The organism is Paraburkholderia suaedae, from assembly GCF_040812055.1.
Classification (GTDB): Bacteria; Pseudomonadota; Gammaproteobacteria; order Burkholderiales; family Burkholderiaceae; genus Paraburkholderia.
In genome coordinates this window covers 13835-37146 of sequence record NZ_JBFOAH010000016.1, presented here as the reverse complement: position 1 = coordinate 37146, position 23312 = coordinate 13835, and the positions used below count along the sequence as shown (strand labels likewise).

General features: G+C 64.5%; 18 protein-coding genes and 1 pseudogene. 10 read left to right on the top strand and 9 right to left on the bottom strand.

Translation table 11 applies throughout. From position 1 onward, the window contains the following. Window positions 1-335: 335 nt before the first annotated feature. The gene (locus ABQJ48_RS21190; RefSeq protein WP_367839959.1) at window positions 336-974 is read right to left on the bottom strand and encodes a hypothetical protein; all 639 of its coding nucleotides are present in this window, start codon (window positions 972-974) and stop codon (window positions 336-338) included. A gap of 463 nt (window positions 975-1437) precedes the next feature. On the opposite strand from ABQJ48_RS21190, the gene ABQJ48_RS21185 reads away from it, so the two are divergent. The 8 genes from ABQJ48_RS21185 (at window position 1438) to ABQJ48_RS21150 (ending at window position 12044) form a co-directional block, all read left to right on the top strand. After that, complete coding sequence (locus ABQJ48_RS21185) at window positions 1438-2466, top strand: bile acid:sodium symporter family protein (RefSeq protein WP_367839958.1); 1029 nt, start codon at window positions 1438-1440, stop codon at window positions 2464-2466. Window positions 2467-2855: 389 nt separating this feature from the next. Further along, entirely contained in the window at window positions 2856-3842 is a 987-nt protein-coding gene (locus ABQJ48_RS21180; RefSeq protein WP_367839957.1) for a LacI family DNA-binding transcriptional regulator, read from the top strand. Continuing rightward, the gene (locus tag ABQJ48_RS21175) at window positions 3839-5137 is read left to right on the top strand and encodes an AGE family epimerase/isomerase (RefSeq protein ID WP_367839956.1); all 1299 of its coding nucleotides are present in this window, start codon (window positions 3839-3841) and stop codon (window positions 5135-5137) included. The genes ABQJ48_RS21180 and ABQJ48_RS21175 overlap by 4 nt, the downstream gene beginning before the upstream one ends. Continuing rightward, window positions 5134-6051: a carbohydrate kinase family protein gene (locus tag ABQJ48_RS21170; protein WP_367839955.1), complete on the top strand. Its 918-nt coding sequence runs from the start codon at window positions 5134-5136 to the stop codon at window positions 6049-6051. Before ABQJ48_RS21175 ends, ABQJ48_RS21170 begins: the two co-directional genes overlap by 4 nt. Before the next feature lie 117 nt (window positions 6052-6168). Further along, the gene (locus ABQJ48_RS21165) at window positions 6169-6399 is read left to right on the top strand and encodes a hypothetical protein (protein WP_367839954.1); all 231 of its coding nucleotides are present in this window, start codon (window positions 6169-6171) and stop codon (window positions 6397-6399) included. A gap of 61 nt (window positions 6400-6460) precedes the next feature. Then, window positions 6461-6706 (top strand): hypothetical protein, encoded by a 246-nt coding sequence (locus ABQJ48_RS21160; RefSeq protein WP_367839953.1) that lies wholly within the window; start codon window positions 6461-6463, stop codon window positions 6704-6706. 392 nt (window positions 6707-7098) lie between these two features. Continuing rightward, window positions 7099-8085: an ion channel gene (locus ABQJ48_RS21155; RefSeq protein ID WP_367839952.1), complete on the top strand. Its 987-nt coding sequence runs from the start codon at window positions 7099-7101 to the stop codon at window positions 8083-8085. Between the two features lie 371 nt (window positions 8086-8456). Then, on the top strand, window positions 8457-12044 hold the full coding sequence (locus ABQJ48_RS21150; protein WP_367839951.1) for an indolepyruvate ferredoxin oxidoreductase family protein: 3588 nt from the start codon (window positions 8457-8459) through the stop codon (window positions 12042-12044). Window positions 12045-12135: 91 nt separating this feature from the next. Here the strand turns inward: ABQJ48_RS21150 and ABQJ48_RS21145 are convergent, their stop codons facing one another. Further along, on the bottom strand, window positions 12136-12861 hold the full coding sequence (locus ABQJ48_RS21145; protein ID WP_367840085.1) for a copper homeostasis protein CutC: 726 nt from the start codon (window positions 12859-12861) through the stop codon (window positions 12136-12138). Window positions 12862-12894: 33 nt separating this feature from the next. Continuing rightward, a complete protein-coding gene (locus tag ABQJ48_RS21140; protein WP_367839950.1) occupies window positions 12895-14172 on the bottom strand; it encodes a sensor domain-containing phosphodiesterase in 1278 nt (425 codons plus the stop codon). A gap of 253 nt (window positions 14173-14425) precedes the next feature. Between ABQJ48_RS21140 and ABQJ48_RS37875 the strand changes: the two are divergent. Further along, a pseudogene (locus ABQJ48_RS37875) lies at window positions 14426-15010 on the top strand (cation:proton antiporter domain-containing protein); the annotation flags it as partial. Window positions 15011-15162: 152 nt separating this feature from the next. Continuing rightward, window positions 15163-15336, top strand: coding sequence for a hypothetical protein (locus ABQJ48_RS37870; protein ID WP_473094166.1), 174 nt, complete (start codon window positions 15163-15165; stop codon window positions 15334-15336). Window positions 15337-15428: 92 nt separating this feature from the next. Here the strand turns inward: ABQJ48_RS37870 and ABQJ48_RS21130 are convergent, their stop codons facing one another. The 6 genes from ABQJ48_RS21130 to ABQJ48_RS21105 all read right to left on the bottom strand — a co-directional run bounded on the left by ABQJ48_RS21130 (window position 15429) and on the right by ABQJ48_RS21105 (window position 23265). Continuing rightward, window positions 15429-16736, bottom strand: a complete 1308-nt coding sequence (locus ABQJ48_RS21130) for a solute carrier family 23 protein (protein WP_367839949.1) — start codon at window positions 16734-16736, stop codon at window positions 15429-15431. Window positions 16737-17380: 644 nt separating this feature from the next. Continuing rightward, on the bottom strand, window positions 17381-17557 hold the full coding sequence (locus ABQJ48_RS21125) for a hypothetical protein (RefSeq protein ID WP_367839948.1): 177 nt from the start codon (window positions 17555-17557) through the stop codon (window positions 17381-17383). Then, the gene (locus tag ABQJ48_RS21120) at window positions 17554-18429 is read right to left on the bottom strand and encodes a peptidylprolyl isomerase (RefSeq protein ID WP_367839947.1); all 876 of its coding nucleotides are present in this window, start codon (window positions 18427-18429) and stop codon (window positions 17554-17556) included. The genes ABQJ48_RS21125 and ABQJ48_RS21120 overlap by 4 nt, the downstream gene beginning before the upstream one ends. Before the next feature lie 24 nt (window positions 18430-18453). Beyond that, window positions 18454-20223, bottom strand: coding sequence for a ShlB/FhaC/HecB family hemolysin secretion/activation protein (locus ABQJ48_RS21115; RefSeq protein WP_473094168.1), 1770 nt, complete (start codon window positions 20221-20223; stop codon window positions 18454-18456). Window positions 20224-20294: 71 nt separating this feature from the next. After that, a complete protein-coding gene (locus tag ABQJ48_RS21110; protein WP_367839945.1) occupies window positions 20295-22334 on the bottom strand; it encodes a filamentous hemagglutinin N-terminal domain-containing protein in 2040 nt (679 codons plus the stop codon). A 451-nt stretch (window positions 22335-22785) separates the two neighbouring features. Continuing rightward, a complete protein-coding gene (locus tag ABQJ48_RS21105) occupies window positions 22786-23265 on the bottom strand; it encodes a DUF2846 domain-containing protein (protein WP_367839944.1) in 480 nt (159 codons plus the stop codon). Window positions 23266-23312: the final 47 nt, after the last annotated feature.

Below are 23312 nucleotides of genomic sequence, written 5' to 3'. Positions count from 1 at the left end.
GTAAGCAGAAGGGTGACGTCTTGGCCGGCGTGGCTGAGTGACAACACGCTTTATTGCCAACGTCTGTCGGCGGCACGCCCCGCGATGCTGGCGGATGTTTGCTCCCGGCCAGGGCGTCGCCGGTGGCTGTTCGCGGCTATGTCCTCGCGGCAGGTTTTTGGCGGGTGATTGCTGCTGGGTGGTTGCCTGGCGGGCGGTTGCTGGCGGGTGATTGCCGCTGCCGGGCGGTTGATGGCGGGTGGGGTGGTTGTTCGCGAGTGGGTGTTCGCGGCTCCCGGCTGGCTCCTGCCGGCTGGATGCCCGCCGGCGTTTGCTCAGCGGCGAGCAAGCAGCCGCTAGTTGCGATACGGCGAGCCTTCCGCTTGACGCGGGTCGCCGGTGGAGCGCTGCGTTGCCCGCGCGGAGCCGCGTTCTTCGTTGTAGCGAGCGACGTCAGCGCGAATCGACCCGCTACGCACGGGCCCATTGGGTGGCGGCCGTGGCACCGACCGTGATTCGGCGCTGACGGGCGTAATGGCGCCGGCGTACTGCAGACGGCCACCGTCGTCGGCGGCATAACCGGGCGGTCCGGCCACACGCCGCATGCCGGGGCGATAGACATTGAAGCCGTCGGCGTATGGGCCGCCCGAGAGTACATAGCTGCGCCCGTGAAGCGGGTTACGCGCGGATCCTGCCGCAGAGGTGCGGTAGGACTGATGGCCGCCGTTGCGCGCTTGACCATGCATTGCGCGGTCTGGAGCGACTTGCGCGTGACCGGCGGCGGCGCTGCCGTGCGGCATGCCCGGCGCTTTTGCAACGGCGAACGAACACAGCGCAGTGATGACCGCGCCCCACGCCCAGTGCCTCCTTCTCGACGACCCGTCCACCTGGTGACTCTCATGCCCGAAGACTTGCCTGAAGACCACCGTTCGAGCTGCGATGGACTTGTCGTGGGACTGGTAGAGACGCCGCGTTGATATCACGACGCGGGTCATCCCGGCGGCCTTTGAACGGTAATTTATGGGCGGCGGCAGGGGGTGTCGAGCCAAAAAGTGTTATGCCTCAACCGTTGATGTAACACCTTGTTACTGCGGCGTTTTTGACGGCAGAGTGCTTGCGCCGAGGCGAACCAACAGCCTGAGTACGCGGTGGTGGAGCGTCTTGCATCGCGCTTTGCGATCGAAGAAATTGCGCGTTGCCTTTTCGCGTGAATCGCAAGATCGAAGTGGACCCATGACCATGCTTCGCCAATACTGACATCAAGGCAGACCGCGAGGTTCAGCGCCCGCACTCGGGTCTGATGCAAGCATTTCATTAATCAATTCAGCAAATGAATTTGCGTTTTGAATCGGATTGCGACCACAATAGGTGTTTGCCCTGAACGGGCGGCGACTTCTTCACGCGTGTACGCGCGCGAACGCGCCGCACCATTGCGCATCACCGAAACGAGATCCCGACATGCCCCGCCCCAAACTGCTTCCCGACGACTTCACCCTGTGCCTGGTGGGCGCCGTGATCCTTGCCAGCCTCCTGCCCGTGCATGGGCAGGCGGCCGTCGGGTTCAACTGGGTGACCAACGTGGCGGTCGGTCTGCTGTTTTTCCTGCACGGCGCCAAGCTTTCACGCGAAGCGATCGTTGCGGGGGCGACGCATTGGCGTCTTCATCTGCTGGTACTTATCAGCACGTTCGCGATGTTCCCGCTGCTCGGCCTCGCGCTTAAGCCGCTCCTTTCGCCACTTGTCACGCCGACGCTCTACACGGGGGTCCTCTTCCTCTGCGCATTGCCGTCGACGGTTCAGTCGTCGATTGCGTTCACGTCCATTGCCAAAGGCAATGTGCCGGCCGCCGTATGCAGCGCGTCCGCTTCGAGCCTGCTCGGCATCTTCATCACCCCCGCGCTCGTCAGCGTCGTCGTCACCAATCAGGCCGCGGGCGGCAGCGCCTCGCCGTGGCACACAATGGGCAACATCGTGCTGCAACTGCTGGTGCCGTTCGTAGCCGGGCAGCTGCTGCGCCCGCTGATCGGTAAGTGGATCGAGCACCATCGCGGCGTGCTGAAGTTCGTCGATCAGGGCTCCATCCTGCTCGTGGTGTACGGCGCATTCAGCGAGGCCGTCACCGAGGGCCTGTGGCACCAGATTCCGCTGTCCGCGCTGGGCGGCCTGCTGCTCGTAAGTGCCGTGCTGCTCGCGCTCGCGCTGGGCGTGACGATCTTCGTCAGCAAGCGCCTCGGCTTCAACCGGGCCGACCAGATCACGATCACCTTTTGCGGTTCGAAGAAAAGTCTCGCCGCCGGCGTGCCGATGGCCAAGGTGATTTTCGCGTCGCACGCGGTGGGCGCCGTGGTCTTGCCGCTCATGCTGTTTCACCAGATCCAGTTGATGGTCTGCGCCGCGCTCGCGCAGCGCTGGGGCGCGCGCGACATGAGTGGCGAGGCCCCGCTCGCCTCGCGCAAGCGGCCTGCCGCCGCCGTCGCGCGCCGTTGAATACGCGCGCAATGCAAACAGGACATTCATAAGCGCCCTCCCTGAGCGTCGTTTGAAGAAAGCCGCCTTGTGCGGCTTTTTGTTATTTCACGCGCAAACGGGGGCGCTGTCGCCTCAGCCGGACGGCATAGGACGATTCCTGGCCGGGCACTGGGGGAAGCAAGTCCACGAACTTCGGCTGAGCGCCGAACGAATACCGGTGAGACATCCGGCAAAATCCGCCATTGTTTAGTCGTTTTACTAAACAGCATATTGCGGGCCAACCTTAGGGTCTGCTGGGCTTTCCGGGTAATTACCGACTCGCGAAGGGCGGCTCGCGCCGTGTTTTACTATACAATCGCCCGAACCCAATCACCTGCACGGCCGCTCTGCGGCGGCCGTTTGATCCGATGGCCACGACCATCCGCGACATCGCCCGCGTGGCAAGCGTGTCGATCGGCACCGTCTCACGCGCGCTCAAGAATCAGCCCGGCCTGTCCGATGCCACCCGCGAGCGCGTGGTGGAAGCGGCGCGGCAGCTCGGTTACGATGCCGCCCAGCTGCGTCCGCGCATCCGCCGGTTGACCTTCCTGCTGCACCGCCAGCACAACAACTTCGCCGCCAGTCCGTTCTTTTCGCATGTGCTGCACGGCGTGGAAGACGCTTGCCGCGAGCGCGGCATCGTGCCTTCCGTGTTGACCGCCGGTCCCACCGAAGACGTGATTCAGCAGATGCGCCTGCATGCGCCGGACGCAGTCGCGGTGGCCGGCTTCGTGGAACCCGAAACGCTGACCACGCTGGTCGCCATGCAACGCCCGCTCGTACTGATCGACTTGTGGGCGCCCGGCCTGCGCTCGGTGAATCTGGACAACGCCGCGGGCGCCACGCTCGCCATGCGGCATCTGTTCGAACAGCAGCGCAAGCGCGTCGCGTTCATCGGCGGCTCGCTCGCGCACTTCAGCATTGCGCAGCGCGCGCTCGGTTACCGGCGGGCATTCTTCGAAGCGGGGCTGCTGTTCGACCCGTCGCTCGAAGTCACCATCGACGCCGGCCTCGATCCCGACACCGGCGCCGCGCGCGCCATGCTGCGCCTTCTCGACGCGCCCGGTCCGCGCCCCGACGCGGTGTTCGCCTACAACGACGCCGCCGCGCTCGCCGCGCTGCGCGCGTGCCTCGCGCGCGGCCTGCGCGTGCCCGAGGACATCGCCATCATCGGCTTCGACGATATTCCCGCCGCCGCGCATGCGACGCCGCCGCTGTCGACCATTTCGGTCGACAAGGAAGCGCTCGGCCGGCGCGGCGTCGAGTTGCTGCTTGAAGACACACCCGCCGAGCTGGAAGTCCGCTTGCCTGTTCAACTGATTGCCCGTGCCAGCACTTTGGTGAAAATGCCATGACGCAACCCGTCCCGCTTCAGCCCGCCAACGCCGGCACGGTGCCGTCCGTCGACAGCTTCCGCAGCCGCGAGTTTCTGCTTGCGCACGTGCAGGACACGCTGCGCTTCTACGCGCCCAACGTGTTCGATCCGAGCGGAGGCTTCTTCCACTTCCTGCGCGACGACGGTTCCGTCTACGACAAGACCACGCGGCATCTGGTGAGCACTTGCCGCTACATCTTCAACTACGCGATGGCGTATCGACAGTTTGGCGACCCGCAGCATCTGGAATACGCGCGCCACGGTTTGCGCTTCCTGCGCGAGGCCCATTGGGACGCGCAGCGCGAAGGCTACGACTGGGAACTCGAATGGCGCGACGGCAAGAAGCGCACACTCGACGCGACGCGCCACTGCTACGGTCTCGCGTTCGTGCTGCTCGCCTATGCGCACGCGGCGATGGCCGGCATCGAGGAAGCGAAACCTATGATCGGCGCGACCTTCGAGTTGATGGAGCACCGCTTCTGGGATGCCGCCGCCGGCCTCTATGCCGACGAAGCGTCGCCCGAGTGGCGGGTCAGCTCGTACCGCGGGCAGAACGCGAACATGCACACCACCGAGGCGCTGCTGGCCGCGCACGAAGCGACCGGCCATCTCGTCTATCTGGACCGCGCCGAACGGGTCGCGTCGAACATCACGCTGCGGCAAGCGAAGTTGTCGCAAGGTCTGGTGTGGGAGCATTTTCACGCAGACTGGTCGGTCGATTGGCACTACAACGAGGAAGACAGCTCGAATATCTTCCGCCCGTGGGGTTTCCAGCCCGGACATCAGACGGAATGGGCGAAGCTGCTGCTGATCCTGGAACGCTTCCGCCCGTTGCCGTGGTTGCTGCCGCGCGCGATCGAACTATTCGACGCCGCGATGACGCATGCGTGGGACGACGACCACGGCGGCCTCTACTACGGCTTCGGCCCGGACGGCACGGTGTGCGACCACGACAAGTATTTCTGGGTCCAGGCCGAAACCCTGGCGACCGCCGCGCTGCTCGGCAAGCGCACGGGCAACGAACGCTTCTGGGACTGGTACGACGAGATCTGGCGCTACAGCTGGGCGCACTTCGTCGATCACAAATACGGCGCGTGGTACCGCATCCTCACCTGCGACAACCGTAAGTACAGCGACGAAAAAAGCCCGGCGGGCAAGACCGACTATCACACCATGGGCGCGTGCTACGAAGTGCTCGCTCATGCGCTGCCCGATGCCGCGGCCGCCCCGTCCACCCCGTCCATAGCGCCTGAATCGGCGGAGAAAACACAATGACCACTACCAGCGCAAGCCCCGAATTCCCCCTCTTCGTCTCGGCCGGCGACATCCTCACCGATCTCGTGCGCACCGGCGCGTCGCAGTGGCTCTCGCGCCCCGGTGGCGCCGGCTGGAACGTGGCGCGCTGCGTCGCGCGGCTCGGCTTGCCGACCGCGTGCGCCGGCTCGCTCGGCGTCGATAACTTCTCCGACGACCTGTGGAACGCGAGTGTCGCCGCGGGTCTCGACATGCGCTTCATGCAGCGCGTGGAGCGTCCGCCACTGCTTGCAATCGTGCATCAGACACATCCGCCCGCGTACTTCTTCATGGGCGAGAACGGCGCCGACCTCGCGTTCGATCCGGCGCATTTGCCGAAAGGCTGGATCGGCCACGTGAAGTGGGCGCACTTCGGTTGCATCAGCCTCGTGCGGCAACCGCTCGGCGATACGCTCGCCACGTTGGCGGCCGAGTTGCGTTCGCGCGGCGTGAAGATCAGTTTCGATCCGAACTACCGCAATCTGATGGCGCACGGCTACGAGCCGACGCTGCGCAAAATGGCGGCGCTCGCCGATCTGATCAAGGTATCCGACGAGGATCTGCGCCTGCTGTTCAAGACCGACGACGAGGCCGCCGCGCTCGCGCAATTGCGCGCGATGAATCCGGCCGCCACCGTCATGGTGACGCGCGGACCGGAGCCGGCCATGCTGATCGAAGGCGATTCGGTGATCGAGGCGCGCCCGCCGCGTGTCGAGGTGGTCGATACCGTCGGGGCTGGCGATGCGTCGATCGGGGGTCTGCTGTTCAGCCTGATGGCCGCGCCGCAGCGCGGGTGGCCCGAGCATCTGGCGTTCGCGCTGGCGGCCGGCGCGGCCGCGTGCCGGCATTCGGGTGCGCATGCGCCTTCGCTTGATGAGGTCGTTGCGCTGCTGTAATCGTCCTGCCTTGTTCGGCGTGCAGTGTCGTGCATAGGGAGCGTCGCGCGAGCGTGAAACCGAAGCCCCGTCATCGTGCTAGGATGAAAAACCGAAACCGTTGGAGGGAGCGACGTCATGGAAGACATCACCTACACCAAGGGCATCTACACTGCAACGGCTACGGCAAGAGAAGTCGGCTCCGATACGTGGCAGGGCGTGGTGACCCTCTCACGCGACGAGGGCGACCCCAACGCCGATCAGGAGACCACGCTCTACGAAGTCGAAGCGACCTCGTCGACGGTGCAGGAAGCGCTCGAGGAAGCCAAGGCGCTCGCTCATCGGATTCTCGGGGAAATCGAACTGTAGGTGGAGGGGCGCCGCGCGCTGTCGCGCCGGGCCATCTCGAATCAACCCGCAGGAGGCGTTCATGGCTGAACAGCTCTTCCTCTACGGCGTGTACTCGATACATGTCCGCCCAATAGAACTCAGCGGCGCACGCTGGGATGCGGAGTATGAAATCCGCCATCGCGACAAAGCAGTGAAATCGTGGACCACGGTCGGCGGCGACGACGGATACGCCGACGAAGCCGAAGCGGTAGCGGCCGCACATCAGCAAGCGCTCGACGATATCGAGCACGGCGCGGGAATCCCAAAGCCGCGGGCGTTTCCTTAGGAGGCGGTCTTCGGGCGATGCGGTATCCGGCTAAAGGCGAAGCTTCGCAGGGGCGCTCGCCGTAACTCGGTGCACAAAACGCGCACCGTCACAGCGCAGCGGCACCGCGATGCCTGAACGATCCCCGAACATGCGACGCATGTCACGCACGTTGCGCGTGCCGCGCGAACATGACTGCGAACGCAGTTGCGCGCGCCGCGAGGACGCCACCGTGAAGCCCATAGCACGCGGTGCAGCAACGCCCGCAGCAACCCCGCTGTCCGCACTGCCCCAGCACGACCGCGAACGCCATAACGCCGCCACTTCCATCGCCCACTCGCCCGCCCAAAATCAGCTTTCGCACGCCGAATGCCGTGCTACGCTTGGCCCGTCTTCATCTCCCCGAGCACGCAATGGTCACTGAACAGTCGGACCGTTTTTCCGGCATCGGCGAAGCCGAAGCGGGCGCGCAAAAGCGCCGCGCGCGCGGCAGCCGTGAACTGCGTCTGGACGATCGCGTGGTGATCGCGCACGGCATGCCGACACCGTTCTGGCAGGACCTGTATCACCGCGCGCTGGTCGTGAGCTGGCCGATGTTTTTTATCTCGCTCGCGGTGCTGTTCGCGCTGCTCAACACCACCTTCGCCGCACTCTATATGCTCGGCCGCGCGCCCATCGCCAATCAGTTTCCGGCGGGCTTCGGCGGCGCGTTTTTCTTCAGCGTCGAGACGCTCGCGACGGTCGGCTACGGCGACATGCATCCGCAGACCGTCTACGCGCACACGATAGCGACGCTGGAAATTTTCGTCGGGATGTCGGGCATTGCGTTGGCGACCGGGCTGATCTTCGCGCGCTTCTCGCGGCCGCACGCGAAGATCATGTTCGCCCGCTATGCGATCGTCCGCCCGCTCGACGGCCGCATGACGCTGATGGTGCGCGCGGCCAACGCGCGCCAGAACGTGATCGCCGAGGCCCGCGCAAAGCTGCGCATTCTGCGCCAGGAAACGTCCGCCGAAGGCTACATGCTGCGCAAGCTCTACGACCTCACGCTGGTGCGCGATCAGCACCCGGTGTTCAAGCTGGGCTGGACGCTGATGCACATCATCGACGAGAGCAGTCCGCTGTTCGGCGAAACCGCCGAGACGCTCAAAGGGAGCGACACGTCGCTGTTGCTCACGCTCGAAGGGGTCGACGAATCGACCTCGCAGACCATGCAGGCGCGTCACCTGTGGACCTGCGACCAGCTCTACTGGCACTATCGTTTCGTGGACATCATGAGCGAGCAGGATGGCGTGAGCCACATCGACTATTCGCATTTCGACGAAGTCGTGCCGCTCGACGCTGCGCCTCTTCAGCATGACCTGGCGGCCAACGTGGCGGCACACCAGGTGGCGCGATAGGCGGCGTGCCCGGTCACGCGCCAAACCGCGCCGCCCGTGCCGCCCGCAACGGCGCTGCGGCACCAGGGCATACCCGAATCGCGCGGTAGCCTGGCAAATCCAACTCAAAACCTGATTAAAACGCGCGGCTCCTCGCGCTCATTCGCCAACGGCTCTGCAAAGTAGAAAAAATCCTCTCGCCTCGGCGCTGAAAAATAGAGTCTCTTCCGCAAAGTGCCTTTCTGGACCCCGCTTTGGCGCGGATTCGAAACGGCAACCGCTTTATGGGATTCGGTAAGTGCCAAAGCATAGGACCGGAGTAGGCGCTAAAGCGCCAGCTCCGGATCGGCATGCCAAAGCAACCACGCGGATCGACAACTGGAGATTCACTCATGACCGCTCGCCTGCCCATCGACGGCACGCCCGCTCTCGCCGACTACAAGCTGTCCGACAATCTCACCGCGACGCGCGGCCGCATCTTCCTGACCGGCACCCAGGCACTGGTGCGCCTGCCGTTGATGCAGCGCGCGCTCGACAAGGCGCGCGGCATGAACACCGCCGGTTTCATCAGCGGCTATCGCGGCTCGCCGCTCGGCATGGTCGACCAGCAGCTGTGGAAGGCGAGCAAGCTGCTCACCGCGAGCGACATCCGCTTCCTGCCCGCGATCAACGAAGAACTCGCCGGCACCGCCGTGCTCGGCACGCAGCGTGTCGAAGCGGACCCGGAGCGCACCGTCGAAGGCGTGTTCGCGATGTGGTACGGCAAGGGCCCGGGCGTGGACCGCGCTGGCGACGCGCTCAAGCACGGCAACGCGTATGGCTCGTCGCCCCACGGCGGCGTGCTGGTGGTGGCGGGCGACGACCACGGCTGCGTGTCGTCGTCGATGCCGCATCAAAGCGACTTCGCGATGATGGCCTGGCACATGCCGGTGGTGAATCCGTCGAACATCGCCGACATGCTCGAGTTCGGGCTGTACGGCTGGGCCCTGTCGCGCTTCTCGGGCGCATGGGTCGGCTACAAGGCAATCTCCGAAACCGTCGAATCGGGCTCGACGGTCGACCTCGATGCGCTGCAATCCTCATGGACGGTGCCGCAGGATTTCACGGGGCCCGCTGGCGGCCTGCACAACCGCTGGCCCGATCTGCCGAGCCTGACGATCGAGTCGCGCATGCACGCGAAGCTCGATGCGGTGCGCCACTTTGCGCGCGTGAACAGCATCGACAAATGGATCGCGCCGAGCCCGCACGCGAACGTCGGAATCGTCACGTGCGGCAAGGCGCATCTGGATCTGATGGAAACGCTGCGCCGGCTCGATCTGACGGTCGCCGATCTGAACGCGGCCGGCGTGCGCATCTACAAGGTCGGCTTGTCGTTTCCGCTGGAGATGACGCGCATCGACACGTTCGTTGACGGCTTGTCCGAGGTGCTGGTGATCGAGGAAAAAGGCCCGGTCATCGAGCAGCAGATCAAGGACTACCTGTACAACCGTACGAAAGGTGCGCGGCCGGTGGTGATCGGCAAGCAGGCCGAGGACGGCTCGATGCTGCTGTCGTCGCTCGGTGAATTGCGGCCTTCGCGCATTCTGCCGGTGTTTGCCAACTGGCTCGCCCAACACAAGCCGACGCTCGACCGGCGCGAACGCGTGGTCGACCTGGTCGCGCCGCAAATCCTCTCGAACGCGGCGGACAGCGTGAAGCGCACGCCGTACTTCTGTTCCGGCTGCCCGCACAACACGTCGACCAAAGTGCCGGAAGGGTCGATCGCGCAGGCGGGTATCGGCTGTCACTTCATGGCGTCGTGGATGGAGCGCGACACCACCGGCCTGATCCAGATGGGCGGCGAAGGCGTCGACTGGGCCTCGCATTCGATGTTCACGAAAACGCGGCATGTGTTCCAGAACCTCGGCGACGGCACCTACTTCCATTCCGGCATTCTCGCGATTCGCCAGGCGGTCGCCGCGAAAGCCACCATCACGTACAAGATTCTCTATAACGACGCGGTCGCGATGACGGGCGGCCAGCCGGTCGACGGCAGCATTTCCGTGCCGCAGATCGCGCGCCAGGTGGAAGCCGAAGGTGTGTCGCGCTTCGTCGTGGTCAGCGACGAGCCCGAGAAATACGACGGCCATCACGATCTCTTCCCGAAGGGCACCACGTTCCACCATCGCAGCGAAATGGACGCGGTGCAGCGCCAGTTGCGCGACACCGACGGCGTGACCGTGCTGATCTACGACCAGACCTGCGCGGCCGAAAAACGGCGGCGCCGCAAAAAAGGCGAGTTCCCCGATCCGGACAAGCGTCTCTTTATCAACGAGGAAGTCTGCGAAGGCTGCGGCGACTGCGGGGTGCAGTCGAATTGCCTGTCGGTGGAACCGGTCGAAACGGTCCTCGGGCGCAAGCGCCGTATCGATCAGTCGTCCTGCAATAAAGATTACTCATGCGTGAATGGCTTCTGCCCGAGCTTCGTCACGGTGGAAGGCGGCAAGCTGAAAAAAGCCGCGGGCGCCGCGTTCGATCCGCAAGCACTCGCCGCCCGCGTCGACGCGCTGCCGGTTCCGGCGACGCAGCTCGATGCCGCGCCGTATGACATCCTCGTGACGGGCGTCGGCGGCACCGGCGTTGTCACGGTCGGTGCGTTGATCAGCATGGCCGCGCATCTGGAAGGCAAGAGCGCGTCCGTGCTGGACTTCATGGGTTTCGCGCAAAAGGGCGGCGCGGTGCTGTCGTTCGTACGCTTTGCCGCGCGGGACGAGTGGCTCAACCAGGTTCGCATCGACACGCAACAGGCCGACGTGCTCCTCGCCTGCGACATGGTGGTCGGCGCGAGTGCCGATGCGTTGCAAACGGTGCGTCACGGCCGCACCCGCATCGTCGTCAACACGCATGCCATTCCGAACGCGACCTTCGTGCAGAATCCGGACGCCACGCTGCACGCCGACGCACTGATCGACAAGATGCGTCACGCGGCGGGCGCCGAGCGCATGTCGACCTGCGACGCGCAGGCGCTCGCCACGCGTTTTCTCGGCGACACGATCGGCGCGAATATCCTGATGCTCGGTTACGCGTGGCAACTCGGTCTGGTGCCGGTGTCGTTCGGCGCGATGATGCGCGCGATCGAACTGAACAACGTCGCCGTGCCGATGAACCAGCTGGCGTTTTCGATCGGCCGGTTGGCCGCCGAAGATCCCGCCGCGCTCGAAGCGCTATGGCAGTCGCGGCATCTGGCGAAGCAGGCCTTGCGCGTCGACACGCTCGACGAACTGATCGCGCATCGCGAAGGACGCCTGCAGACTTACGGGGGCGCTGCCTACGTGAAGCGTTACCGCACGTTGGTCGATGCCGCACGCCGCGCGGAAACCGCCGTAGACCAGACAAGCGAGCGCGTGACGCGTGCGGTGGCAACCACGTTCTATCGCCTGCTTGCGGTGAAAGACGAATACGAGGTGGCGCGTCTGCATACGGACGCCGCATTCCGTGAAGCGCTCGAAGCGCAATTCGAAGGTGTGGCGGGCAAGGACTTCGGTATCAAGTTCAACCTCGCGCCGCCGACGCTCACGCGCGCCCAGCCCGGCGTCAATCCCACCAAAAAAACCTTTGGCCAGTGGATGTGGCCGGTGCTCGGCATGCTGGCGAAATGGCGCGGGCTGCGCGGCACGGCGCTCGATCCGTTCGGCCGCACGCTCGAGCGCAAGATGGAGCGCGAACTGGCGAGCGACTACGAAAGCACGTTGCAGCGCGCGCTCGCGAAGCTCGACGCGACCCATCTGGAAGACGTCGCCAAGCTCGCGGACCTGCATGCGCGGGTGCGCGGTTACGGTCACGTGAAGCTGGCGAATCTGGCCGGTGTGAAGCGAGGCGAACGTGAGTTGGCGGCACGCTTGCAGATCGATGCGGCAACGGGCGATGCGGTGAAGAAATCGCTGGAGGAGATGAAGGGCGCCGGACAGTTGCGCGGGATTCCGGTGGTGGTGGCGAAGTAACACCGGCTGGCCAACGCGCTGCGCAGCGTGAATGGAAAAAGCCGCTTCGGGTGTCGGCTCGAAGCGGCTTTTACTTTATCTGGCGGTTCCGCTATGCAATGCCAGCCGCGCCGATGTCATCGGCGTTGGCATTCAGCAAGGCCCTCACTTGCGCGACCTTTGCCGTATCGACCGGCGCCAGACCCTTGCCGCCTATCCGCACGCCCGAGCCGAAATGCACCGCTTCGACACCGGTTCTGCGCACGAAGCCCGCAACCGCATCGACCGTCAATCCGGCGCCGGCTAACACCGTGCAATGCGAGCCGCGCGCCTGTTGCAGCAATTCGCGGAGCGCCACATCGGCGTGCAGCACGGACGGCTTGCCGCCCGAGGTCAGCACATTCGTCACTGCGTCGAATTCGAGCAAGAGATCGAGCGCTTCGCGCAGATCGCGCGTTTCGTCGAATGCACGATGGAAGGTGATCGCCAGACCATCGGCTGCATCGATCGCACGTGCGAGCCCTTCGCGGTCGATCGTGCCATCGGCGTTCAGCATGCCGATCACGATGCCGTTCGCGCCCGCCGCTTTGACCGCGCGCACGTCGCGCAGCATCACCGCGCAGTCGTCGCCGTCGTACACGAACGAGCGGCTATGCGGCCGCACGATCACGTTCACCGGAATCCGCACAGCCGCCACCACTGCTTCGATCAGGCCGATGCTCGGCGTCAGCCCGCCCTCGCCCATCGCGGTGACGAGTTCGATCCGGTCGGCGCCCGCTTGCGCGACGATGCGTGCATCGGCGACCGTGGTGGCAATGACTTCGAGCAGGATGGACATGAGCGCGAAAGGTGTCGTCAAGACGACATCATCTCAGAACCGCTCTTCGCCCACCCAATCGATGTCGCCGCACAACACGCAGGTCTGCTCGCCGACGCGCGTCGCCACCGACAGCGTCACGCACGGCAGCGCCTCGTTGATCGACAGATACGGGCGCGTCACATGCACGCGCTCCGGCGCGTTGATCGCGTCACGGAAATACGGACGGCGCAGCCAGTTCGCTCCTTGGGCGTCGGCAAGCGGTAGAAAGCGGGTCTCATGCGCCGCGCGATCGGCGCGCAGCACCACGTTGCGGCCCGCCTGCTTGCCCTTCGCGTCGAGCAGGAAGCAGCGCGCGGCGTGATCGAGCGCGAGGAAGTTCCAGCACACTTCGTCGAGCGGCTCGCCCGCGGCAAGCCGCTCTGCGGCGCGCTCGAAGGCGCGCAGGTACGGCGCGAGACGGCTCGCGCTGCGCCGCTCGCGCGCTTCGGTCTGCTCGCGGTAGCGCTCGGTGAGTTCGTCGATGCAGGCTACCGCGTGCGCCGCATCGACCGCGCCGGGGTTCGGCCGGCCGAAGAAAAAGCCCTGCACGAAGTCCGCGTTGCAGGCGAGCGCCATCTGCGCTTCGTGCTCCGTTTCGACACCTTCGATCAGCACCAGCTTGCCCGCTTCGTGCAGCAGCGCGACCAGTCCCGGCAGAATCGTCGCCATGTCCGCGCGATGCGCGGCGTGCGACAGCATCATGCGGTCGAGCTTCACGATGTCAGGATTCAGTTGCCAGATGCGCTCGATGTTCGAGTGCCCCGCGCCGAAATCGTCGAGTGCGATCAGGAAGCCGCGCTCGCGGAACTGGCGCACCGCTTCGGCGAGACGTTCGAGGTCTTCGGCGCGCTGTTCGAGCACCTCGAGCACGATGCGCCGAGGCGGCAGCGCGAGCCGGCGCAGATTGGCCAGCAACGCGGCGGCGTGATACGGATCGGTGAGCACGCCGGGATGGACGTTCAGAAACAGCCACTCGCGCTCGGCACCGAGCACCTTGAAATTTTCCAGATGCAGCGTCTGCGCGAGCCGGTCGACGTGCAGCACCTCGCCCAGACGCGCCGCCTCGCCGAATACGTCGAGCGGCGACACCGGGCGATCAAGCGCATCGTGCGCGCGCAAGAGCCCCTCGTAGCCGACCGCCCGCATATGCGAGAGGCTGAAAATCGGCTGGAATACGCTGGTCAGCGTCAACTCGCCATGCTGAACCGAAAAGCGTTCGAGCCCCGACGTCACCTCGACGTCGAAGCCATGCGGCACGCTGGCGGTTCTATCCTGTTGCGCAATCGTCATGCAGTCCTCTCACGCAAGAGCCGGCCCGGTGTGAACGCGGAAGCGAACATGCCTGCGGCGCCGTTTCTAATGTGCGTTATCGCTACTGCTTAAGCAAGCTCCATGCGCACGCTGCCGCACATTGCATTGAAAGTTGTTCTCGCGATTGCGCAGGCAGATCAGCCGATGCGCGCCGAGGGGGCGTCGCGCGCACCGTTGAAGTGCGCGGTGCAAGCCGGGCAGTGCGCCATGGGGGTGCAGCGCCGGTCGTCGCATGTCCGGCGTTCTGAAGCGCACGCTGCCCTTCAATGTGCCGCTGCCGCTTTTGCAGATCGCGATGGGCGCGGTGCTCGCATAGCCGAGATTCGGTTTGCACGTCACGCTCGATCCCGAACTCTTCATGGTGCTGTTCATCCCGCCGCTGCTGTTTGCCGACGGCTGGCGCATTCCCAAGCGCGAGTTGTTCATGGCGCGCCGCGCGATCCTGATGCTCGCGCTCGGTCTCGTGTTCATGACGGTGCTGGCGGTCGGCTACTTCGTCAATGCGCTGGTGTCGGCCATCTCGCTGCCCGTCGCCTTCGCGCTCGCCGCCGTGTTGTCGCCAACCGATGCGGTGGCGCTGTCCGGCAGCGTCGGCAAGAACAAGATTCCTTGCAGTCTCATGCATATCCTCGAAGGTGAAGCGCTGATGGACGACGCGTCCGGTCTCGTCGCGCTGAAGTTCGCGATCGCCGCCGCGCTTACCGGCGCGTTTGCGTTGCGCGACGCGTCGATCAGTTTCGTCGTGATCGCCGTGGGCGGCCTCGCGGCGGGCGCAGCGGTCAGCGCGCTGTTCAGCTTGCTGTCCGTGCATCTTCTGAGGCTCGGCGCTGGTTCGCGAGTCGCGGCGCGGCGAGGCACGGCATGGCGAACGCGGTGCCGGGCTTGCGCCTCGTCTCGGTGAGACGGTGGCCGGCGTGCGCGGCGCGGTCACGCTGGCGGGCGTATTGTCGTTGCCCGAATTGTTGCCCGATGGCGCGCCGCGCCGCTGCATTGGAGTTCAGGATGAAACTCGCGGCGATGCGTGCGGAGCGCAAGACATTGCTTGCGCTGCGCGCAAGCCAGCAGATCAACGACGAGACCTTGAACAAGCTGATGCAGGAGGTCGACTTGTCGGAGACGGCGCTGACTGCACGAAAAAAATAGCGCTTTTTATGTGGTGGCGGTGGCTTTGTCTACATCGCGAAACTGGCGCTGACTGCAGCCGAGCGCAGCTCGTCAGTGTGGATCGACACGTATCAGGCCACCGGACCTTGCGCCGGCTTCCTGCGCAGTAGCGCATACAGAATGATCGCGCCGAACGTCGCCGTGCCGATCCCGCCAAGACCGAAGCCGCCGAGCTTCAACGAAAAATCGCCCGCGCCGAGCACGAGCGTGACTGCGGCGACGATCAGATTCCTGTTATCGGAGAAGTCAACTTTGTTGACCACCCAGATGCGCGCGCCGGTCACCGCGATGAGCCCAAACACCACGATCGACACACCACCCAGCACCGGGCCCGGAATGGTCTGGATCACCGCACCGAACTTCGGCGAAAAGCCCAGCACCAACGCGATCAGAGCGGCGATTACGAACACCAGCGTCGAGTAGATCTTGGTGACAGCCATTACGCCGATGTTTTCGGCGTAAGTCGTCACGCCGGTGCCGCCCGCGAAACCGGAGACGATCGTCGCCAGCCCATCGCCGAGAAACGCGCGGCCGATATAGCGGTCCAGGTTTTGGCCGGTCATCGCGCTTACCGCCTTGATGTGGCCGAGGTTTTCGGCGACCAGGATCACTGCGATCGGCGCAAGCAGAGCCATCGCGTGCGGGTCGAACACGGGCGACGTGAAGTGCGGCATCCCGAACCACGCGGCGTTCGCGACGATGGCGAACTCAATGGGCTTGCCCATGCCAAGACCGTTGGTGACGATCGCGTAGATCGCGTAGGCGATCAGCAAGCCGATCAGGATCAGCAGACGCTGCATCATGCCGCGTGCGAACACAGCGACCGCGCCCACGCATAGCACGGTCACGAGCGCCATCCAGGAATCGAAGTTGCTGCCGCTCACGCCGTGCACCGCGATCGGCGCCAGGTTCAGGCCGATCACGCAGACGATCGCGCCCGTCACCACCGGCGGCATCAGCGTCTCGATCCAGCGCGTGCCCACCGCCGACACGATCAGCCCGATGATCGCGTACGCCACGCCGCATGCGATGATGCCGCCCAACGCCACCGGAATGTTCGGATTCGGACCTTGACCGCCGTAGCCCGTCACCGCGATCACGAGACCGATGAACGCAAAGCTCGACCCGAGATAGCTCGGCACGCGGCCGCCGACCAGCACAAAGAACAGCAGCGTGCCGATGCCCGACATGAAGATGCACAGGTTCGGATCGAAGCCCATCAGGAGCGGCGCGAGCACGGTCGAACCGAACATCGCGACGACGTGCTGGACGCCCATGGCGAACATCTGCGGCCACGCGAGGCGCTCATCGATGCCGACGATGCTGCCCTCGGCGGCGGCAGGCTGGCGGCGCCAGCGGGGGAAATACGAATCGGCCACGGCGGGGGTTCTCCTCTGTTGGGCGTGAGCATGCCGGACGGCGCGTGAAACGGCGTGGTCCGGTAAGTACGCGCGAGTGTACGGAGTGGGATCGGGCCTGGCAAGCGCGGCAAAAAGCGGCGATGGGAGGGGGTGATTGCGACTTGCGAAGGCGTCGGGAATGCTGGGTTTGTTGGGATTCGCGCGGTGGGTTGGTGGTGGCGGGGTTTTGTTTGGAGGCGTGTGGTTGGTCGGCGTTGTTGCTCTGTCCGCCTGTGCGCCGTGGCAGGCCAGCGCGCGGGAGTTGGGTGTGGCGAGCGAGTGGTTCGGATCTGTCCGATGTTCTTTTTTCCGGCCAGTGCTTAGACTAGTTTTCGCTGCGCGGCGGTCCAAGCGCATGCAATGTTGCTATAGCTATCCGTATTCGCTCACGCTTCGGCGTGAGCTTTTTTTTGGGGGGCTTGAAACTATCCATGTCGATCAGCAGCATCGATAACGGTCTCGCAATGCGCATTGCGCATTGCGCGGCGCGCGGTGCCATTCGTGACGGGCGCGCACCATCTGGTCCCGCAGCCACGCGCTCAGCGTTGACACCAAAGGGTGCGTCGGTGCATGTTTGTGTCGCGCCTGATACTTTCGCACGACATCGAGAGGCCTGTGACCTCTCAGACTGCCCGCCGGTGCAGTACGGAATCCCTGCCGAAGCGCATCATCTGGACGATCGCCAGCACCGCCATAACTGCCTGCTCCGCCCCCATACCGCGCGATCCCCCCTCTTCCGCTCCAGCGGCGAGCTCAGTCTCCGCGAGCAGAACCGCTTTCGTGAGTATGCGCTGTGTCATTGCTGGATCGCTGCACCCTTCATCAATCCCGCCGTGAACTGCGTCGCCGCTTTCTCCACCGCCAGCGCCTGTAACTGCTGACGGATCGTGTCCTTCGCCTGATCGAACGCGGGCACCTGGGTCGGCCGCTTCGCGTCGAGCTTCACGATGAAGCGCGCATTGCCCACGGCAATCGCCTCCGGGCTCACGCCGCCAACCGGAAGTTGCGTAATTGCCTGCGCGACCGCAAGCGGCAGGCCGTTGGTCTTGCCTTCGGTCACAGGCGTTTTGAAACTGACCCACGGCAACTGCCCGCCGCTCGTCTTGCTCGGGGCGACGCTATATCGCTGTGCCAGCACATCGAACGCCTTGCCCGCCTTCAGTTCGCTGACCACGGTCGCAGCTGTCTTCGGATCGGAGACCGCGATGATGCGCGGCTTGTACTCTTCCTTGCCGAGCGACGCGACGATTTCGTCATAGCGCGCTTTCACCTGCGCGTCCGTCACCGGCTCGGGATGGATACTGTCCTTCAGATAGAGCTGCGTCTCGGCGTTGACCTTCGCCGCGTTGATTGCCTGCTGTACTTCAGGCTTCGCGTCGTAATGCGCCTTCTCCGCACCCTGGCGGAACAGTTCGCGCGCGATCAGTTGCTGCTTGAGCACCTGACGCAACTGCGGCGTATCGGGCTGATGCCCCATCTGCCCGGCGAGCCGCACGGCTTCGTCGAATTGCGACTGCGGGATCGGCACGCCGTTGACGATCGCGACCGTACCCGCCGGCAGCGCTGACGCAGGCGCGCTCGAGGAGGCCGTCTGCGCGAATCCTGGCACGGCGACACCGACGCCGAGTGCCAATGCGGCAGCAAGCGCCGTTCGATAAATAGTCCTGTTCATTTTTTCTACTCTCATGTTCCGCCTTCAGTATGTCCAGTTGATTGTGCCAAGAATGAGTGTCGCTTTGGGTCCAAGCGCCGCGGGTTGCGTCAGCGCGCGTCCCGCGAGCAGTTCGCCCGACAGCATCTGTCTGTGCCATTGCCACTGCGCGCGCACGCCCGCGCCGACACCGACGAGTGACGGGAAACCCGGCACCGCGATGAGCCCCGCCTTACCCGCATCGAAAAACACGTACGGCTCGATGCGGCCATCCTTCCACGTCGGCGCATTGACCCACGTGAGTTCGTTGCGCGAGTACAGACCCCGGTCGCCGGCGATTTCACCAGAGCGGAACCCGCGCACCGTTTCCATGCCGCCGAGGTAAAGCTGCTCGGAGCCGTACAGCGCGACGTTCGTGTACTGGCCGCCCAGCACGCCGCGATACGCAAGCTGCGCGTGGCCCAGCGACGGCAGCGGCACCGTGAAGGTCGCCGTCGCGTCGAACTTCGTGAACTGGCCATGCGCGTCGGTACGCGGGATGTCCGGTGCGTCATGGTCCGCCTCGAGCCACGGCAGTCCCTGCGAGAGACCGGCATCGAGCGTCACGCTGCCCGGCGCATCGTTGAGCACGAACTTGTGCAGCCAGTTGCCGCCGATCCGGAGCACGGCGATGTGCTGCGGATCGAGATCGATGTCGTTCACCTCGCGATCCGTGCGCCGCCACGACAGCGTGGCATCGAGATTGACGATGTCGGCCTGCGTGCGATCGAGTGCGTAGTTCCAGCCGAGGATGTGGCTGAGCGTGCGTCCGTAGAGCAGCGCGGTCGTGCCGACCACCTCCTGGTATTCCGAGTCGGACAGCGTGTAGCTGAACGTGTGGCGGCCGAACGGCACCGCGAAAGAGCCGACCAGCGCGTTGCTATCGGTGCTGTCGATGAAATTCAGGCTCAGCGATTCCTGCAGGCCGATCAGGTTGTCCGCCTCGATGCCCGCGCGATAGCGCGTGATGCCCGTTGCTGCACTGCCGTAGTTGTCGACGCCGAGACTGTAGTACACGCCGTCGCCCGAACGGTTGCTGATGTCGACGACCGAATCGCCGACACTCTGCCCCGGCAGCACCTGCACCGTCGCCTGATTGCGCCGCAGGCGGTTGATCTGCGAGACGCCCTGGTCGATATCTTCGAGCCGCAGCGGAGCGCCGGGCGCGGCCGGGAATGCGTTCTCGTAGCCCGCATCCGTGAGCCAGCCGCCGCCCGCGGCCTTTCCATCCTTTTGCAGGCGCTGGATCGGCTTGCCGTTGACCGCATAGCTGCCGATGCGCCCCACCTGGATCGTGACCGTCAGCGTACCGCTGCCGAGATTCTGCGGCCCGAGCAGCGCGCGGGTGGTCACATAGCCCGCGTCCACGAAGGCCTCAGTGAGCCGCTTCAGCAGCACGTTGATGCGATGCGAGCCGAGCGCGTGGTCCGTGAACGGTTTGACGATCGCGTCGAGCTTCGCCTGCGCCACGCCTGAGGGCGGCACGAACGGCTTGCTGTCCGGTTTGTTATTCGCGCTCACCAGCATGATCTGGTTAACCGCAAACGTCGGCCCAGTTTCGACGATCTGGTCGATCGGTGTATTTAGCGGAATATCGAGAGTCGTCTCCGGCGTCGACGGTGCAACGGCGATCGACGCCGGCGGCTGTGCCAGCTGCCGTTGCCGCGCCTGCTGGCGCTGCTCGTCGATGAGCTGCTGGCCGGGATCCTGCACAGGACGCACCGGAGCGCCCTGTGGCAACGTGGGCGGCGGAGTCTGCGCAAGCGCGGGCAGCATGCTGACCACCGGCAGGACCGCTGCCGTCAGCAGGGTAACGCTTTGACGTATGCGATGTGGAGACCTGCGCATCAGTAGCCGATCCATGTCGTCAGACCCAGATGCTGGCCAATCTGCACCGGCGTGCTCGAGGGAGTTCGCACGGTCGTGATCGTGCCCGTTGCGCTGACACCCTTCGCGCCGCTGATCGAACCGCCATCGATGATGGCGTCGCCCGTGAGGTGCACGGCGCCATCCGCGCTGAAGCCGCCGCCGACGTCCGACGCAATGATCTGAGCCCACGTGCTGCCGAAGAACGCCTTGAACCCGCGATCCTGGTTAATTGCCGAATAGCCGGTGACGCCCTGCGCGTAGGTGATGGGCGCCGTCACGTCGATGTCGCCCTGCGCGAACACGTTGCCGCCGAGGTTGCGCGCGACGTTGCCCGCGGTGATCGACAGATTGGTGCCGGCCTGAACCGTGCCGCCGTACGGCATCACGCTGCTCGATGCGCTGCCGTGACAGAAGATCCAGCAGCCATGCGAATAGCTCGCCTGGCCGGAGAACACCGCGGCATTGCTGAAGGTGTCCTTCGCGGTGATGCTGATCGCGCCGTCGTTCGACTGGATGATGCCGCCGCTGTTGGTCACGTTGTTGCCGGAGATCGTCACCGGACCCGCAGTCGATGCAATGTAGGCAAGCTGCGCCGGTTCGCTGACCGTGCCGTAGTCGACGTCGAAACCGCTCGTGGTGTGCGTGAAGAACAGGAAGCTGCCGCCGGTGTTCGACCAGGCGACCGGTGCACCGCCGTTGGCACCGTCCGTGTGGTCGATGATGTTCTGCACGTCGCCCTGCGCGGCAAGCGTCACGCCCTGGTTCGAGAGAATCCGCGCGTTGTCGTTCGTGATGTCGCCCTGCGCCGTCAGCGACATCGCACCGTTCGCCGCGAAGATGATGCCGAGATTCGCGGGAGTCGAGCGGTTCGTGATGCTGCCGCTGGCGGTGAGCGTGACGTTGCCACCGGTGGCGGTGCCATCCGTCGCGACTGCGCCCGCCTGGATGACGCTACCGGTGTTCGTGATGTCGCCGGAGCTGGTCAGTTTGACGGAGCCGGCGAGCGCGCTCAGCGTCGACGGGCCGGTTGCATCGTCGCTCACCGTAATCGCGCCGGCGCTGAGCGTCACGTCGTGTGCTGCGCTCATCTGAGCGCCCTGCAGTGATACCGTGCCAGGTGTTGTGATCGCGATGTCGCGTTCGGCCTTGATCGAACCGTCTGCAGCCATCACGTCACCGTTCGTCTTGACGACGACGTCGCCCGCGCTCGCGTAGAGATTGCCGAGGCTGCGCACGCCCGCGCCCTGGTCGGTGACGACCAGTTGCACGTGGCCGCCCGTCAGGCCGCCAGCAGCGGTGATGTCGATCGCGAGGGCGTTGCTGGTGGTGCCAGGCGAGGTGCTGCTGACCAGCCAGTCGTGGCCGTTGTCCGAGGGAGAGAAGCTGGTGTCCCAGGTGGTGGTGCTGTCGCCGACCGTCGCGCGCACGCCGCCTGTGGAGCTGGTGTAATCGTTCGTGACCGGACCGTTAACCGTGAGGTGCTTCGCGACCAGATCGAGATTCACGAGCGTGCCCGACAGGCCGCCCCGACCGATGGTGATCGCGCCGCCATTCGTGGTCAGCACGACGTTGCGGTGCGTGACGCCGGGGGCGAGCGTCAGGTCGCTGAAGCTCACCTGTCCCGTCGAGAGCACGACGTGGCCCGCGTTGACGAAGCTGCCGCCGTCGACCGTCACGCCGTTCGGGTTCGCGAAAATCACGTTGGCGCGTGGACCCAACACTGAGATCGCGCCCTGGATCAGCGAGGGATTCGTGCTGGTAACCTGGTTGACGATCGTGTTCGCGTTGATGCCGGTGTTGTTCAGGTCGGCGCCGGCTGAGCTGACGTTGAACGACGAATAGGTGTTGCGCGAGACGCCGCCGACTGCCGCGGCGAGGTTGACGGTCTGGTGGCCGTTGGCGGCGGTTGCAATGGATGTGGCTGTACCTCCGTCAGCGACAATCCCTGCGGCGTTCGCCGGGTTGTAGAGACCCGCGGTTGCCAGTACCAGGTACAGCGGTATCGGTCTGATGCGCATGTTGTTGTTCTCTCCCCTTCGCTGGAAAACCTCACAGGTTTCCCGAGCGCGTGTTGCGTGTGGCTTGCCGCGTATAGGGTGCGTGGATTGTTTTGCTGTTCGGGTGGTGGCCCTCACGCGTGGACCAGTCGTTCACTAATTCGACAGCAATCGTGCTATTTCGCTGTGCTTCGCGTCCTGCGTTCAGCAGTACGCTGTGACGCACTGATCATCACGCAGAAATCACACTGAAATTTGAACAATTCAAACTGTCGGGCGACACGTCAACGGCAAAACGTCCAGCATTGCTGATTCGAGATTGATGGCCATGATTGAACCGACGCAATCGACGAATTCAAGTCCACTCCGTCACTCGCCCATAGGAATGCAGACCCCACGCGACCTGACGAACTCAGAAGTGTCTCGTACCTAAGCGTGTCGTGATGGAGGTCTGCAATCCGCAACCGGTACGCTATTTTTTCCGGTTGGACTCCTGATTATCTGAGGTTGAAATTTCGCCAGTCGTGTACTTCAGTTCCTCGATCTCTTTCATCGCTACTGCTGGATCCTCCAGCGACGGAACGATACGACCCACCATGACACCAATCGATATCGAGGTACGTACATATTTCGTTGCGCCTGCTTCCAGTGCAAACGAAACCGTCTTTTCTGTCTCTGTTGCGGTGGCAACCGAATACTGTCCGGCGGGCTCATCAACGTAGAAGAATCCGCCGGGCTTCGACTGACCCACGCTCGTCCCATTCAGCTTGATTTGCGGCTGGATGGCCGCACCGAACATCGAATTCGAGCGGAAAAAGTAAATCCGACCATGATCAGGCGCCAGAGTCGGTATCGAACTCGCCATTTCCTTATATTGCGGACCCGACGCACAACCAGCCCCCAGAAGCGTAACCGCACTGGCGATAAAAAGAGCACGGCATTTTGCAATCATTGAAGGTCTCCTAGCGTAATGACAACGTGTTTATCAAGTGGGGAAAA

Bases quoted from the DNA above. Each gene is read 5' to 3' on its own strand.
- ABQJ48_RS21160 (WP_367839953.1), top strand. From the start codon at position 6,461: ATGGCTGAACAGCTCTTCCTCTACGGCGTGTACTCGATACATGTCCGC.
- ABQJ48_RS37870 (WP_473094166.1), top strand. From the start codon at position 15,163: ATGGCGCGCCGCGCCGCTGCATTGGAGTTCAGGATGAAACTCGCGGCG.
- ABQJ48_RS21115 (WP_473094168.1), bottom strand. From the start codon at position 20,223: ATGCTGCCCGCGCTTGCGCAGACTCCGCCGCCCACGTTGCCACAGGGC.
- ABQJ48_RS21150 (WP_367839951.1), top strand. From the start codon at position 8,457: ATGACCGCTCGCCTGCCCATCGACGGCACGCCCGCTCTCGCCGACTAC.
- ABQJ48_RS21170 (WP_367839955.1), top strand. From the start codon at position 5,134: ATGACCACTACCAGCGCAAGCCCCGAATTCCCCCTCTTCGTCTCGGCC.
- ABQJ48_RS21110 (WP_367839945.1), bottom strand. From the start codon at position 22,334: ATGCGCATCAGACCGATACCGCTGTACCTGGTACTGGCAACCGCGGGT.
- ABQJ48_RS21180 (WP_367839957.1), top strand. From the start codon at position 2,856: ATGGCCACGACCATCCGCGACATCGCCCGCGTGGCAAGCGTGTCGATC.
- ABQJ48_RS21185 (WP_367839958.1), top strand. From the start codon at position 1,438: ATGCCCCGCCCCAAACTGCTTCCCGACGACTTCACCCTGTGCCTGGTG.
- ABQJ48_RS21105 (WP_367839944.1), bottom strand. From the start codon at position 23,265: ATGATTGCAAAATGCCGTGCTCTTTTTATCGCCAGTGCGGTTACGCTT.
- ABQJ48_RS21125 (WP_367839948.1), bottom strand. From the start codon at position 17,557: ATGACACAGCGCATACTCACGAAAGCGGTTCTGCTCGCGGAGACTGAG.
- ABQJ48_RS21190 (WP_367839959.1), bottom strand. From the start codon at position 974: ATGACCCGCGTCGTGATATCAACGCGGCGTCTCTACCAGTCCCACGAC.
- ABQJ48_RS21155 (WP_367839952.1), top strand. From the start codon at position 7,099: ATGGTCACTGAACAGTCGGACCGTTTTTCCGGCATCGGCGAAGCCGAA.
- ABQJ48_RS21120 (WP_367839947.1), bottom strand. From the start codon at position 18,429: ATGAACAGGACTATTTATCGAACGGCGCTTGCTGCCGCATTGGCACTC.
- ABQJ48_RS21165 (WP_367839954.1), top strand. From the start codon at position 6,169: ATGGAAGACATCACCTACACCAAGGGCATCTACACTGCAACGGCTACG.
- ABQJ48_RS21140 (WP_367839950.1), bottom strand. From the start codon at position 14,172: ATGACGATTGCGCAACAGGATAGAACCGCCAGCGTGCCGCATGGCTTC.
- ABQJ48_RS21175 (WP_367839956.1), top strand. From the start codon at position 3,839: ATGACGCAACCCGTCCCGCTTCAGCCCGCCAACGCCGGCACGGTGCCG.
- ABQJ48_RS21145 (WP_367840085.1), bottom strand. From the start codon at position 12,861: ATGTCCATCCTGCTCGAAGTCATTGCCACCACGGTCGCCGATGCACGC.